Here is a 13,401-nt window from a genome sequence, read left to right on the forward strand (position 1 = left end):
CTGGGAGAGTAGAACGTTGCCAAGCACTGTTCCCTGATAGCTCAGTTGGTAGAGCACTCGACTGTTAATCGAGTTGTCACAGGTTCGAGTCCTGTTCGGGGAGCCATTTTCAAGGCCCGTTGGTCAAGGGGTTAAGACACCTCCCTTTCACGGAGGTAACAGGGGTTCGAATCCCCTACGGGTCATAAGGTTTCACCATACAAAGGTGATTCCGATATCCCATGGAGGCTTAGCTCAGCTGGGAGAGCATCTGCCTTACAAGCAGAGGGTCGGCGGTTCGATCCCGTCAGCCTCCACCATTAATGAAATATCGTAGTTGGTACATATTTCGTTATTAAATGGAGACTCTAACAAGGTCCTAATGACGCGGGGTGGAGCAGCCCGGTAGCTCGTCGGGCTCATAACCCGAAGGCCGCAGGTTCAAATCCTGCCCCCGCAACCAACCTCCTAAAGGTTAAGTTGTTTTATCCAGTGTGGAGCCGTGGTGTAGAGGCCTAACATGCCTGCCTGTCACGCAGGAGACCGCGGGTTCGAATCCCGTCGGCTCCGCCATTTTTACAATTGAATTAGAGCCATTAGCTCAGTTGGTAGAGCACCTGACTTTTAATCAGGGTGTCGTAGGTTCGAGTCCTACATGGCTCACCATGTTTTACTTGCGGTCGTGGCGGAATTGGCAGACGCGCACGGTTCAGGTCCGTGTGGGCTAACCCCCCGTGGAGGTTCGAGTCCTCTCGACCGCATCACAACATCAACAATAGGTTTCTGATCTGCTTTTTGATGCAGATTAGGAACCTTTTTATTTTGTCTGATTGCTCAGGCTTTCGCGAAGAATGAGCGTAAAAGGAATTTTGGTTCATTTGAGAAGTTGTCTTAATTCTTCTGTCATTTGCTCCACTAACTCAGGTCTTCCATGAAATTGAGCCGGTGTATTTTGAAAGAGCTCTATACGCCAACTTCCTTCAGTTTTAACGACGATTAAAGTGTGATGTGTGTTAACTTTTGGGTTAATGTCTGTTTGTGCAGGAGGCACCATACCTGCAATGGCTCGTAGTATAGCTGCATTTGAAGTTAGAAATCGCACCTCTTTGACTTTGCTTATAAATCGAGCAGTGGGGTGATCCTGGAAAATTGGATTCAGGTGTGAGTATATCTCATCCGATCCAATCGCCTGACTCCCGTCAAAGCCGATAAGCTCACCATTTTCAGAGAATAATTCAGCCATCCCACGAGCATTTCGATTATTCCACGCAGCTAATAGCTGTTCGTAGAGTGCTTGAATCTCATCTGTATCATCCATTATCCATTCCTCCTGAAAAGGCGTTATTAAGACCACGAGCAGTCGGCTCCTCCAATTATAGCATGTATTATTTTTCATGGGACAATACAATCTTGTTTTCAAATATGTTCCACGAAGCTCCGAGAGCCAAATTTTGGTTTCGTGCCCCTTGGTCATTTTGTCAGACGTCAGCCGGTTCAAAGGTAAAGCTGTCTGGTCGTTTCTATTTTTTGTTTGATGTAATCTACAGCTGCTGCAGGTTCCAAAATCCTCGCTTCCCCTCCCAGTTGCCAGATCAAATCCGCAAAAAAAGATATTTTTTGTACAGGAATTCGAATTTTGATTTTTCCGCCTCTGCCTCCGTCTTCGCGAACCTCAATATAGGGTCCAAACCAAACGCTGGTTTCAAGCAAACGTACGCCTTCCTCCGTAAGCTCGACAATCAAATCGCATTGATCTTTAAAACGTGCCAAATTTGGGGTAATCCAATCAAAGACCGATCTATCGCTCAAATCTTCCCTATAAGGAAACGAATCGTTCAAGCTAGCGAAGACGATGCGATCCGCGCGGAAAAGTCGGTACGTTTGCCGCAGGAAACAGTAAGCCGGACAGTACCAGTATCCTTCGCTCGCATAGAGGCCGATTGGTTGAATTTCTCTTTGCGTCTCTCCATCGTTGGATTTATAGGCGATCGTCACAACGCTGTTGATCATGATCGCTTGCATCAAGATTTGGAGGCAATCCGCGGACATGGTTCGATGAGGGTTCCAGATCACCACTCGATTCTTGAGCCGATCGATTTGCTCCTTCGCACTAGCAGGCAAGTAATGATAAAACTTATGAATCGCCGATGCCGCACTCTCATCAAAAGGAACCGAACCGAAATACTGTAAAGATTGGCAAGCAAAAAAAATAGCGACCGCTTCATTCTCCGAAAAGGCAATCGGCGGCAGCATCCTCTCCTGGAGCAGACGATAACCGCCGCCGCGTCCCTGTACCGTATAGATCGGAAAGCCGACTTCGCTCAATTCCTGTAAATCTCGGGTGATCGTGCGCGGAGACAGACCAAACTCGTCGGCGAGTTCTCTAACGGTAAACGATTTTTTAGCGTTGATCACCATCATTAGTCGAATTAAGCGCTGTGATTTTATCAAGTCGGGATCATTCCTCGCCGCATATTTTCATCTATTTTACCATGCAAATAAGCCAAGATCTGACTTATTTGCGTGCTATAGTCATTGACGACAATACTTTTGCAGATTAGAAAGGATGAGAGAGGATGAATCAAGATATTTCCCACATCAAAGAACTTCTTTTTCAAGAAATGGAGCTAGCTCTTACCACAACCAATGCATTGCTTTCCATAATTGAAGAGGACCAATGGGAGTATCGTCCCGGCGAGAATATGCGGAGTTTGCTCGAGCTTGCCCGTCATCTTGTCCACGTCCCTGCGCTGGAACTAGCCATCCTGCAGGAGCAATCCAAGGAGGAAGTGAGGAATCTGGCCATATCGGTCATGCATCTAAGAGACGCTGCCTCTTTGTCGGATGTCATGCACCGCGGATTCCATGAGTTAAAAAGCTACATGAATTCCTTGAATGAAAAGGAGCTGCTTTATAAATCAACCGCCCCATTCTTTGCCAAACATCAACCTGCTGCTCAGATAAAATGGTTGATGGAGATCACGACGCATATTTATCATCATCGAGGTCAAATGTTTACCTACATGAAGCAGCTGGGACTTCCGGTATCCATGCGTGACTTGTATGGTCCGGCATCCAATTCCTGGACGCTATAGCCGAAACCATATCACAGCTTGTACTTGTAACGTCCCAAGACGGTGGATTGGCCTGACCGTTCACAAAGCCTGCAAGATGGCCGGTGGTGTCGCGGGCCGCAAAATCGATACATTTATAAGTCACCCCCCCAGGGTGATTTTTTGTTTTTACGATGCCCCCGCCGTCACTCCGTGTTCCCGTTGCGCTTGGGGTAACGTTTCGTTAATGCAATCTTAAAAATTGTTTTTGTTGAAGCCTGCTATAATTGACTATTAAGACTAAAGGCGGGGAGATAAGTACACTTGAGCTGGGGACATAATATTCGTACGTTTTTTTCCGGTTGGAGGCTGCTGCTGTTTATTTTGATTTCTCTCTTGATCTTGTTTCTCATAGCTTTTCAGGGTTATGTCATCAGCAAGCAATCGACGCGGACGATCGAAGAGCAGTACCACCAAATGATCGTTGAAAATATGGATTCCTTGTCGGTCAACATATCCAGTAATTTAAATTATATGGACGATTTTGCGCGCGCATTATCCAATAATCCGGATTTAATCGGCGCTCTGCAGTCGGACGGCACTCAAATCAAAAAAAAGACGGAAGAGCAAATTCGCCTGTTTTCGGAATATTATCATGTCAGGCTTCCTATCAATATTCAAATCCTTACCGATCAGAAAGGGCTGTACGCTTATCCGGCTTTGAACGTCTGGGAGGAGAAGCGGCTCAAAGAAACGGTGTCCACTTTCCCTTGGTATTACCAGCGCATATCGCTCGATAACAATTATCTTCACTGGAACGTGACTGCGGATTTTCATCGCGATGCTTTTGCGAACGCCATGTACGTCAGTAAAAATATCATCCAGAACAACCGCTCCCTGGGCATTCTCGTTATTGAGATGAACGGAGCCTTGATCGAACGCATGTTGAACAGAGCTCAGATCAACGAGCAGAACCCGGTTTTCATTCTTTCCGGGGACGGGCAAAAAATTTTTCAAAATGAAAATTTGGCTCCGGCGCTGTCTCAGGACACCGACTCGTTGAAGAGCATTTACCAGACGGTAAAAACCCGCAACACGGATACGGGCACGCAAAAAATCCGGCTGAACGGAACCGAGTATTATTTGATTTTCAAACAAATTTCCTCCACGCCGTGGACGATGGTTTCGCTAATCCCGCCGCATTTGCTGCAAGCGGACAGCATCAACATTTGGCGGACAACCGCGTTCATGACGGCGCTGTCGATTTTGTTGATCGTCACCTTCTTTTGCATTCTGTACACGAAAGTGACGCTGCCCATCGGGCAATTGTCGAAAATCGTGAGAAACGCGGGAAATGCGGGGAACGGCTTGACTCCCGCCCCTTATGCGTACAAAGGATTTAAAGAGATCGAGACGTTAAACCGCGGAATTTTTCTTTTTTTCGAGCAAATCCATGAACAATTTCAAACGATTAAGCGCGGAGAAAGCGAGAAAAGAAGACTGGAACTGCATTCGCTGCAGGAGCAAATGCGTCCTCATTTTTGGCATAATTCTTTGAACGCTTTGCGGTTTTTGGCCGTTTTGGACGGCAGCCATACGATGGCGGAAGCGATTTTGTCGTTGACCCGGATGCTGGACTATACGTTGAAAAATACGGATGTGCTCTACAGCACGCTGGAAGAGGAAAAAGATTATACGATGAGCTACGTTCGTTTTCAGGAAATCCGGCTGATGCGGCAAATCCATGTCGAGCTTGAATTGGACGAGCCTTCGCGGCAAGCGACGATCCCGAAATTTTCACTGCAGCTCATACTGGAGAATGCGATTACTCACGGGTTTGCCGATCCTTTCGACAAAGAACCGCACGTGCTGGTGCAGGCCCGCGTTCGGGATGGGACGCTGGCTATTGTCATACGGGACAACGGCATCGGAATGGAGCAGGCGACTGTCAACCGGCTATTTCAGTCCGATTGGAAACAACGCCCGAGCCGGCAATCTTCCGGGATTAGCCTCATTAATTTGCAGCAGCGGTTCCGCCTGGAATACGGAGAAGCTTCCGGCATCGCAATCGATTCGCGGATCGGCGAATATACGCAAGTAACGATCACCCTTCCCTATAGAACGGCGGATCATGAGAAAGCGGGGGAATCTTGATGAAAGTGATGATAGTTGAAGACGAAATTTTGGTCAGGCTTGGCTTAAGAAAGGCGATTCCCTGGTCTACGCTCGGCATGGACCTCGTCTGCGAAGCCAAGGACGGCATCGAAGCGTACGAAATGTTCAAGCAGCACCTTCCCGACATCGTGCTTGTCGACATCGAGATGCCGAAGATGGACGGGCTGAAGTTTATCCGCTTTGCCAAAACGCATGGAGCGGGAACTCAATTCATCGTGCTGACATGCCATCACAATATGAAATATACGCGGGAAGCCATTCAACTGCAGGTGACCGACTTTTTATTGAAATCGACGCTGGATATGAAAGAGCTGTGCGACATTTTGCAAAATCTTTCCGTTGAACGGACAAAACGGAACGAGGAGCTGCGGGCGGATGCGATTCAAACAGCGGCCTTGCCGGTCAAAGCTTTTTTGCAAAGCTGGCTGAACGGGGCCGTGACGAGCGCGGATCAAATCCGCCATCAACTGCCGGAATCGGCTCCAGCGCTGAAGGCGGGGCAATTTCAGGCCTGCGTCATCCAATTGAACGCCAAATCGCAAACCGACGCCAAACTTATGAAGCTGGAGCAGCTTGTCTTGCGGCAGTTCGGGGAGTCGATTATCGGCGGCGTGAAAGAGGGGCAAAGGCAGAGATGGCATTTCATCGGCTCCGGCTTTCCCGCCGCATCGGACATTGCGCACTGGATGCGGAACGTCAGCGAACAGGAGGACATCCATTTTTCAATCGGTTTGAGCGCAGTATTCCTCCATCCCCACGAATGGCAAGCGCATGACCGCAAAGCCGGCGAGCTGCTGCAGCTGCAGTACTATGACACGGACGAGCGTATTTACGACGAAGCGATCGTTTGGAGCGAAATGATGTCCGAGCAAGTGCAGGAAATAAAAAAAGAGATTTACGAATGCATCGGCACGCTGCAATTTGCCGCAGCCAAGCAAAAAATTGCCGATTTGAAAGCCGAACTGATCCGTTCCCCCCGCCTGAACCCCAACATTGTCAAAAATATGTTTACGGAATTTTTGTTCCGAATTTGGTCTGCCTGCGAAGAGCTTGTTCAGGAACAACCGATCCCCAACCATCAGTTGGTCGATCAACTGTACGCTACGCAAAAGCTGGAGCAAACGGCCGCGATTTTTATCGAAGACATGGAGCGGGCCGAACGCCTGCTTTCGCTGACCAATTCCATTTACGACAAAACCAAAATCATCGTTCTGATCAAACAATATATTAAAAATCATTTGCATCAAGAAATATCCCAGCAGGAAATTGCCGACACCTTTCACTTGAACAGTTCTTATTTGAGCAGGCTATTCCGGGAAGTGAACGGTATGAGCTTTACCGAATTCGTGCTGTACGAAAAAACGGAGCTGGCCATCATGATGATGAAAAACGGCAAAAGCTTGACCGAAATTTCCGAGATACTCGGTTATTTGAACTTGAGCTCTTTTACCCGCATGTTCAAAAAGGTGCGCGGAGCTTCCCCGTCCCGTTATTTGCAGCCATGACCGCGAACCTTGATAACTAAACATGATAAATGGCATAACCCGTTATTTACAAACATTTTATGGAATATTTACATTCCCGCGATTTGGGGATAAAAAGATAAATAATCGGTCAGATCCTGTAATGTCCGGTCGGCATCGCTTTTTCTATAATAGTCCTAGCAAGCCTACAAAGAACAGCGGATAAACAGGAGGAGAGAAATCGCATGGTAACACGGAAAAAATGGATGGCACTGCTGCTCGTCGCATGCATCGGTCTGACTGCGGCTTGCAGCAGCAACAAGGGAGCCGGCGAGACGACCGGTCCCGCTTCAACGCAAAACGCCGACGCTGCGGGCAGCGGCACACAGAAAAATGTGAAGCTGGTATTTTGGAACACATCCTACCCGACGATTGACGAGAACGACAAAACGAAGAAAAAAGAAGATTTCTATATTTACAAAGCGATCAAACGGTATGAAGCGGCGCATCCGGGCATTACGATCGATATTCAGGATATTCCGGACGGCACGAACGCGATGACCAAGTTCCAAACGGCGGGCATCGCCAAAAACGGCCCCGATATTACGAACCTGTGGTCAGGCAATTATACGCTTGATTTGAAGCAATATTTGCAGCCGCTCAATTCGTTCCTGAAAAAAGAGGACATCGACGCCTTGACCGGATGGAACTCGGTTACCGAAAATTTCGCCGACCAAGGCACGATCTACGGCGTTCCTGACGGCAGCGACGGCACAATCGGCATCTTGTACAACAAAAAGCTGTTCGCGGACGCCGGCGTCGATCCGGAAAAAGCGAACCCCAAAAACGCCAAAGAGTTTACGGCCATGCTGCAAAAAATGAAAGACAAGGGCGTTACCCCGATCGGTATGGGCGACGACGGCGATTTCGTATACTTCCTCGACTACTGGTTCGCGCAAATGGTCGGAACGTCCGGCATCAACGACATCGTGAACGGGAAAATGAAATTCAACAACCCTACGCTGCTTAGTGTAGTCGATCAATACGTTCAGCTTTACAAAAGCGGTTATGTCACGACCGATCAGGCGAAAACCCAGTTTTATAACAACAAGGTGGCGCTCATCTTCGGCGGATTCAGCTACATCAAGGAAGCGCGCGAGGCGCTCGGCGACAACCTGGGCATGATCAAAATTCCCGATTACAGCGAAACCGCGCTTGTGCATAACGGCGGGGTAGGGGGCAGCGGAGCCGACTTCGTCGTATCCAAATCGTCCGAGCACCCGGAAGAAGCGATGAAATTTATTTTGTTCCTGCTGAGCGAGGAAGAGCAAGCTGCCCGCTTCAAGGACGGGTACGGCAAGCTGCTCAACGTGAAGAAGAGCGATGTCAGCAAAATTACCGACGATCCGCTGGTTATTCAGCAGCAAAAATGGGCGAACGAGACGAGCACGATTTTTTGGCCGGACAACATTTATCCATCCGAATTGTCGTCATACATCAGCTCTTTGAACACACTGGTCATTAAGCAGCAGCTTGCTCCCCAAGATTTCCTGACCAAACTGGATCAGAAGCGGGACGAGCTATTGGCCCAAAAATAAACAGGCTTCATTTATAAAGAGAGGCTTCCTGCGATGCATTATCGTACCAAAGAAACGTTATCCGGCTACTTATCGCTTCTGCCCGCATTTGTCGGGCTGGCCGTTATTGTTTTTTATCCAATGGTCAATACATGGTTTCACAGCTTTACCAAGTGGGATGGAAACACGTCCTACTTGATCGGACTCAACAATTACAAGTTTATTTTTACGAACGGCCAATTATGGACGCTTCTGCGCAACAATGTTATTTTCCTGCTGTCGGTTCCGGGAATACTGCTGCTTTCGCTGATCGTATCCGTGCTTTTGTTCGAGGAAGTGCCGGGGTGGCGTTTTTTCAGATCGGTCTTTTACATCCCGACCATTCTGTCGGCGGTTGTAGTCGGCTTGCTGATGCGGACGATGTTTGCCCAGTCTGGCGTTGTCAATCAATTCATCCGCGCCCTCGGGCTTCCCGGCGGAAATACGGACTGGCTCTCGTACGTGCCTACGGCATTCATGGTGCTTATCTTCTGCTTTTACTGGCAAACGCTTGGGCAAGGAACGCTCATTTTTTTATCCGGTCTATCGTCCGTTTCGCACGAAATATTCGAATCGGCCAGCATGGACGGCGCGAACTGGTTTCAGCGGCTGTTCCATATCATCATTCCGTCCCTCGTGCCGACGATCGTTTATTTCACGGTAACCAACGTCATTTATTGTTTTATCGGCTTGTTCTCGCTCGTATTTTCCGTTACCCGGGGAGGGCCGGGGCTGGAAACGACGCCAATCGACTACATGATCTATATCAAAGCGTTTCAGTCGCCGGACCAGCTCGGTTATGCGAGCGCATTGTCCATCGTCTTGTTCGTCATCGTATTGATCGTCTCGTGGGGACAAATCAAATTGTCCGACCGGTTTCAGGAATAAAGGAGCTTGCGGCATGTCCAGAAAAAGATCGCTACTTGCAAATATGGTCATTTATTTCATTCTGGCCGCGATCGCCATCGTCGATTTATATCCGATTTTGTTTATGGGAATGAGCAGCGTGCGGACCGCCGTCGATTTTTTCAAAAATCCCGGCGGCATTCCCGATCAATGGCATATGTTGAACTATGCAGCCCTGTATCTGCGCTTCGATGTGGTACGCCTGTTCGGCAATACGCTGTTCTGCGTCGCCGCGGCTTTCGCGCTATCGATGCTTATTGCGATTCCTGCATCCTACGCGTTCGCCAAAATACGGTTCAGGCACCGGTCCGCACTGTACATGCTCATCATCGCCACGATGACGATCCCGAGCATCACGTTTATCGTTCCGAATTTTTTGCTGATGTCGCGCCTGGGGCTCGTGGACAATCTGTGGTCGGTCATTCTCATGTGGTCGATCACGAGCGTTCCGTCCAACATTTTTTTGCTGACTTCGCTGATGCGCGGCATCCCGAACGAAATTTTGGAGGCGGCCAAAATAGACGGAACCGGCTATTTTCAAACGCTTCTGCGCATGATCGTGCCGTTGTCGGGCTCCGGCATTATTACGCTGGCGATCTTTAATGCGACCGGCTGGTGGAACGATTTGTTCACGCCGTTAATCTTTTTGCAATCCGATAAACTGAAGACGATGACGGTTGCGGTGGCGACGATTTTGAAGCGGTTCGACACCGATTACCCGCTGCTATTGGCAGGCTTGTTCATGACCTCGCTGCCGCCTCTTATCATTTACGCTGCGCTGCAGGGGTATATTCGAAAAGGTCTCGTCGTCGGCTCCGTCAAGTAATATAATATGCATAAGCAACTGGAGGTAACGATTCATGACGCATCAACCGCTTCGCTTGGCTATTGTCGGCGGAAATCGGGGAGGCCGTTTCCGGCAAACGCTCGCCGCGCTGGCCGGACACATCCAACTCGCCGCCATTTGCGATATCAACGAGGGCGTTTTACAGCAATGGAAACAGGATTACCCGTGGATTGAATTGTGCCGGGACTACGGGCAGCTGCTGCAAAATCCGGGCATCGACGCCGTATTTTTGGCAAGCCCGATGCCCTTGCACGCCCGCCAATCCATCGAGGCGCTGCAAGCGGGAAAGCATGTGCTCAGCGAAGTCATCGCCGCCCTCACGCTGGAAGAGGCTTGGGAGCTTGTCGAAACCGTGGAGCGGACAGGGCTTGTGTACATGATGGCCGAAAACTATTGCTATACGCGCTCGAATTTGGCCGTTCATTATATGGCGGAGCAAGGGATGTTCGGGGAAATCACCTATATGGAGGGCGGATACATACACGATTTGCGGCCGTTCTGTTTAAGCCCGGACGGTTCGCTGACGTGGCGCGGCCAGCTTCATCACTCCTACAACGGGATGAATTACCCGACGCATTCGATCGGACCGCTAGCGCAATGGATCGCCTTGAACAAACAAGACAGCGATGAATTGGCGTACATGTCAACTTTCGTATCCAATTCACGGGCTTTGCGCCATCACTTTCACGAGCAGTTGGGCGCCGGCCATCCCGCCGCGCAAGAAGGCTACTGGAAGCAGGGAGACTCGGCGGTAACGACGATCCGAACCCGCGGCGGAGTGCTCATCACGCTGCGCGTCGATTGGACGTCCGCGCGTCCGCACAACAAGAAGCATTACGTGCTGCAGGGGACGGAGGGCGCTTACGTGTCGGCCCGCCATGAGCAGGAGGACGATCTGATCTGGTTCAAGGGGCGGTCCCCGCGGATGGAACTGAAAGATTGGCAGCGGCACGATGACGAGCGGGAAGAAATGTGGGAGCCGCTCCGGCGCTACCAGCCGCAGTACGACCACCCGCTCTGGAGGCGGTGGGAGGAACATGCGCTTGCGTCCGGTCACGAAGGAGGCGATTTCTTCGTGCTGGAGGAGTTCGCTTCGGCGGTTCGCGGCAAACGCCCGCCGGCGATCGACGTATACGACGCGGCCCTATGGAGCAGCATTTTTCCGCTCTCGATGGAATCCGCCGCGAAGGGCGGACAGCCTGTAACGTTTCCGGATTTCAGGAAAAATCGGAAAGCGCATCGGGGGGATGGGCAATGACGGCTGAAAGACAGCTCCCCCAGTTGGTCATGCGCAGAGAAAGCTTAACCGGGCTGCCGCACCCGGAGCTGCCGCCAGGCTTCAGCCTGCGTCACTTTGTGCCGGGCGACGAGGGAAGCTGGGAAAGCGTCGTCCGCCTTTCTTTTGGATGGAACAGGGATTTTCGGGACGAAATCGGGAATCGCCCTTACTTTCGGGAGGAACGCGTGCTGTTCCTTTTTTGCGGGGATACCCCGGTAGCGACGGCGACCGCCTGGTTTGAACCGGAATGGGGCGACGATTGCGGATATTTGCATATGGTGGGCGTGCATCCGGACTACGCCGGCAAGGGGCTCGGGTATGCCGTGAGCCTTGCGGCGCTGTGGCAAATGAAAGAGGACGGCAGGCAAAAAGCCGTCCTGGAAACCGACGATTTTCGCCTACCGGCCATAAAAACGTACGTAAAACTGCAGTTCCATCCCGTTTACCGGCATGACAATCATCCGGACAGGTGGAGGGATGTATCCCGGCAGTTGAATATTGAATTGGAGCAAAGGAGCGAACCGCATGAATGACGACAATGCGCCGGATTTGGGGCTGCACGTGCAAGCGGGCACCCGGCCGGGGAGTGCGATGCCGAATGAAGACGCCTTGGTGATCAATGATCGCCGCCATATTTATGGCGTCATTGACGGCGTCTCCGCCCTGGCAAGCGGCTCTGGCTCTGGCTCCGGCGTCTCCGGCTCCGCCGGCCCGGGCTTGGGCCACAGCGGCGGCTATATAGCCGCGCAGCTGCTCGCTGCCGAGCTGCACGCGGAGGAGCGGAGCGGCAGCCTGAAGGATGCCGTGCTCCGGGCGAATGCCGAGCTGCGGCAGCGGATGCAGGCGGCCGGCATCGATCCGGACTGCAAGCCGGCGTGCTGGGGGGCTGTATTTGCCGTGATGCAAGTGGACGGCAAACGGGTTGAATTTATCCAAAGCGGCGATTGCATGCTTTTCGCGCGGTATAAGGACGGAAGCGTCCGCGTGCTGACGAGAAATCACGTCGCCGCACTCGACCTGCTGACGCTGAACAAGAAGCGGGAGCTGCAGCAAGACGGGGCGATGACGCAGGAAGAGATTCATGCTCTGCTGCTGCCTTTGTCCGAGAGCAACCGCAGCAAAGCGAACACTCTTGACGGTTACTCCGTCATGAACGGCGATCCCGCCCTTGAATATGCGATGGAATACGGCTGCATTTCCAGAGCGGGCATCGTTAAGCTGTATGCCGTAACGGACGGATTGTTCCATTTTATCGAAAACTCCGACGATCCGCATAAATGGGAGCGGTTCCTTTCCCGGCTGGACGAGCAAGGAATCGAACGCTTTATGGATGAGCTTGTTTGCATGGAAGAGCTCGACTCCTTATGCGAGCAGTATCCCCGCCACAAAAAATCGGACGATAAAACAGCCGTTATTGTGGAATTCTCTTGAAACCTTGTAAAAAACCGCATCGAGGAGCGATCGCTCCGGGTGCGGTTTTTTTGACCACATAAGAATGTTTAAAGTTCTTTGCAGCGCTAAAGCGCGTAGAACAGCATTCTTATTGGCGAATAAACCTACCTCTGAACACGGTCGCCCATCTTCGAAAGATTTCGATAGGGGGTTATCTCACACGCCAGAATTTATATATTCTCGGGTTTTGGCAAGCATAGATTCGATGAATACTGCAGCCCGGCGTCATGAAAGAGGTATCGCGCAATTTTCTACCGCCATCAGGACGTTTTTGCAAGTCATGTTCTTTTGCCATCCAAAGACGGTGGTGCTAACGTTGTGCATTGGCTCTTTCCTAATGAGCGCCTCTCCCGGCGTGGGCTGCAGTGCTGCACAGCGGGTGGTCATGCGGCGGCTTGGCAGGCTGGTCTGGGGTGAAAACCTAAGAAAGCCGAGACACTTTGTAGGGTTAGGGGAATCAGTGGGGTTCCAACGCGCGCCTCTCCCGGTGTAGGCTGTGGAACTGCATAACTGGGCAGGAAGCGGCTTGGTAGGGAGAAAACCTGCGAAAGTGGAGCGACCAAGCATAGGTCGAGTGAGGTAGCAGGTGGGAACCCTGCTTGGAAAGGTGTTAGCCACATCACCAATAACG

Annotated in this window: 11 protein-coding genes and 7 tRNA genes; 16 read left to right on the top strand and 2 right to left on the bottom strand. The window is 50.9% G+C overall.

Translation table 11 applies throughout. The features are described 5' to 3' along the window. The first annotated feature begins 30 nt into the window (after window positions 1-30). The 7 genes from AC6RNO_RS35910 to AC6RNO_RS35940 all read left to right on the top strand — a co-directional run bounded on the left by AC6RNO_RS35910 (window position 31) and on the right by AC6RNO_RS35940 (window position 740). Window positions 31-106 (top strand) — tRNA-Asn (locus AC6RNO_RS35910). A gap of 7 nt (window positions 107-113) precedes the next feature. Beyond that, a tRNA-Glu gene (locus tag AC6RNO_RS35915) sits at window positions 114-185 on the top strand. A gap of 38 nt (window positions 186-223) precedes the next feature. Continuing rightward, a tRNA-Val gene (locus tag AC6RNO_RS35920) sits at window positions 224-299 on the top strand. 66 nt (window positions 300-365) lie between these two features. Next, window positions 366-442: transfer RNA gene (locus AC6RNO_RS35925), tRNA-Met, on the top strand. 33 nt (window positions 443-475) lie between these two features. Further along, a tRNA-Asp gene (locus tag AC6RNO_RS35930) sits at window positions 476-552 on the top strand. A 17-nt stretch (window positions 553-569) separates the two neighbouring features. Beyond that, window positions 570-645 (top strand) — tRNA-Lys (locus AC6RNO_RS35935). A gap of 10 nt (window positions 646-655) precedes the next feature. Next, window positions 656-740: transfer RNA gene (locus AC6RNO_RS35940), tRNA-Leu, on the top strand. Between the two features lie 113 nt (window positions 741-853). On the opposite strand, the gene AC6RNO_RS35945 is transcribed toward AC6RNO_RS35940, so the two are convergent. Together AC6RNO_RS35945 and AC6RNO_RS35950 are read right to left on the bottom strand one after the other, a co-directional pair. After that, on the bottom strand, window positions 854-1,297 hold the full coding sequence (locus tag AC6RNO_RS35945) for an SgcJ/EcaC family oxidoreductase (protein ID WP_497108368.1): 444 nt from the start codon (window positions 1,295-1,297) through the stop codon (window positions 854-856). Window positions 1,298-1,473: 176 nt separating this feature from the next. Beyond that, complete coding sequence (locus AC6RNO_RS35950; RefSeq protein WP_497108369.1) at window positions 1,474-2,430, bottom strand: WYL domain-containing protein; 957 nt, start codon at window positions 2,428-2,430, stop codon at window positions 1,474-1,476. Window positions 2,431-2,555: 125 nt separating this feature from the next. Between AC6RNO_RS35950 and AC6RNO_RS35955 the strand changes: the two genes are divergently transcribed. The 9 genes from AC6RNO_RS35955 to AC6RNO_RS35995 all read left to right on the top strand — a co-directional run bounded on the left by AC6RNO_RS35955 (window position 2,556) and on the right by AC6RNO_RS35995 (window position 12,749). Next, on the top strand, window positions 2,556-3,074 hold the full coding sequence (locus AC6RNO_RS35955) for a DinB family protein (protein ID WP_497108370.1): 519 nt from the start codon (window positions 2,556-2,558) through the stop codon (window positions 3,072-3,074). A gap of 282 nt (window positions 3,075-3,356) precedes the next feature. Next, the gene (locus AC6RNO_RS35960) at window positions 3,357-5,186 is read left to right on the top strand and encodes a histidine kinase (protein ID WP_497108371.1); all 1,830 of its coding nucleotides are present in this window, start codon (window positions 3,357-3,359) and stop codon (window positions 5,184-5,186) included. Then, complete coding sequence (locus AC6RNO_RS35965) at window positions 5,186-6,712, top strand: response regulator (protein ID WP_497108372.1); 1,527 nt, start codon at window positions 5,186-5,188, stop codon at window positions 6,710-6,712. The genes AC6RNO_RS35960 and AC6RNO_RS35965 overlap by 1 nt, the downstream gene beginning before the upstream one ends. Before the next feature lie 203 nt (window positions 6,713-6,915). Further along, window positions 6,916-8,268 (top strand): ABC transporter substrate-binding protein, encoded by a 1,353-nt coding sequence (locus tag AC6RNO_RS35970; RefSeq protein WP_474686782.1) that lies wholly within the window; start codon window positions 6,916-6,918, stop codon window positions 8,266-8,268. 33 nt (window positions 8,269-8,301) lie between these two features. Further along, window positions 8,302-9,174 carry a carbohydrate ABC transporter permease gene (locus tag AC6RNO_RS35975; RefSeq protein ID WP_488438457.1) on the top strand — a complete coding sequence of 291 codons (873 nt, stop codon included), beginning with the start codon at window positions 8,302-8,304 and terminating at the stop codon, window positions 9,172-9,174. A gap of 13 nt (window positions 9,175-9,187) precedes the next feature. After that, entirely contained in the window at window positions 9,188-10,018 is an 831-nt protein-coding gene (locus AC6RNO_RS35980) for an ABC transporter permease subunit (RefSeq protein WP_497108373.1), read from the top strand. A 34-nt stretch (window positions 10,019-10,052) separates the two neighbouring features. Beyond that, the gene (locus AC6RNO_RS35985) at window positions 10,053-11,297 is read left to right on the top strand and encodes a Gfo/Idh/MocA family oxidoreductase (RefSeq protein WP_497108374.1); all 1,245 of its coding nucleotides are present in this window, start codon (window positions 10,053-10,055) and stop codon (window positions 11,295-11,297) included. After that, complete coding sequence (locus AC6RNO_RS35990) at window positions 11,294-11,851, top strand: GNAT family N-acetyltransferase (protein WP_497108375.1); 558 nt, start codon at window positions 11,294-11,296, stop codon at window positions 11,849-11,851. Before AC6RNO_RS35985 ends, AC6RNO_RS35990 begins: the two co-directional genes overlap by 4 nt. Continuing rightward, entirely contained in the window at window positions 11,844-12,749 is a 906-nt protein-coding gene (locus tag AC6RNO_RS35995) for a protein phosphatase 2C domain-containing protein (protein ID WP_497108376.1), read from the top strand. The genes AC6RNO_RS35990 and AC6RNO_RS35995 overlap by 8 nt, the downstream gene beginning before the upstream one ends. Window positions 12,750-13,401 lie beyond the last annotated feature (652 nt).

The organism is Paenibacillus sp. sgz302190, assembly GCF_059820445.1.

Excerpts from the sequence above, each read along its gene's own strand:
- AC6RNO_RS35945 (WP_497108368.1), bottom strand. The coding sequence starts at position 1,297 with ATGGATGATACAGATGAGATTCAAGCACTCTACGAACAGCTATTAGCT.
- AC6RNO_RS35955 (WP_497108370.1), top strand. The coding sequence starts at position 2,556 with ATGAATCAAGATATTTCCCACATCAAAGAACTTCTTTTTCAAGAAATG.
- AC6RNO_RS35965 (WP_497108372.1), top strand. The coding sequence starts at position 5,186 with ATGAAAGTGATGATAGTTGAAGACGAAATTTTGGTCAGGCTTGGCTTA.
- AC6RNO_RS35970 (WP_474686782.1), top strand. The coding sequence starts at position 6,916 with ATGGTAACACGGAAAAAATGGATGGCACTGCTGCTCGTCGCATGCATC.
- AC6RNO_RS35975 (WP_488438457.1), top strand. The coding sequence starts at position 8,302 with ATGCATTATCGTACCAAAGAAACGTTATCCGGCTACTTATCGCTTCTG.
- AC6RNO_RS35980 (WP_497108373.1), top strand. The coding sequence starts at position 9,188 with ATGTCCAGAAAAAGATCGCTACTTGCAAATATGGTCATTTATTTCATT.
- AC6RNO_RS35985 (WP_497108374.1), top strand. The coding sequence starts at position 10,053 with ATGACGCATCAACCGCTTCGCTTGGCTATTGTCGGCGGAAATCGGGGA.
- AC6RNO_RS35990 (WP_497108375.1), top strand. The coding sequence starts at position 11,294 with ATGACGGCTGAAAGACAGCTCCCCCAGTTGGTCATGCGCAGAGAAAGC.
- AC6RNO_RS35995 (WP_497108376.1), top strand. The coding sequence starts at position 11,844 with ATGAATGACGACAATGCGCCGGATTTGGGGCTGCACGTGCAAGCGGGC.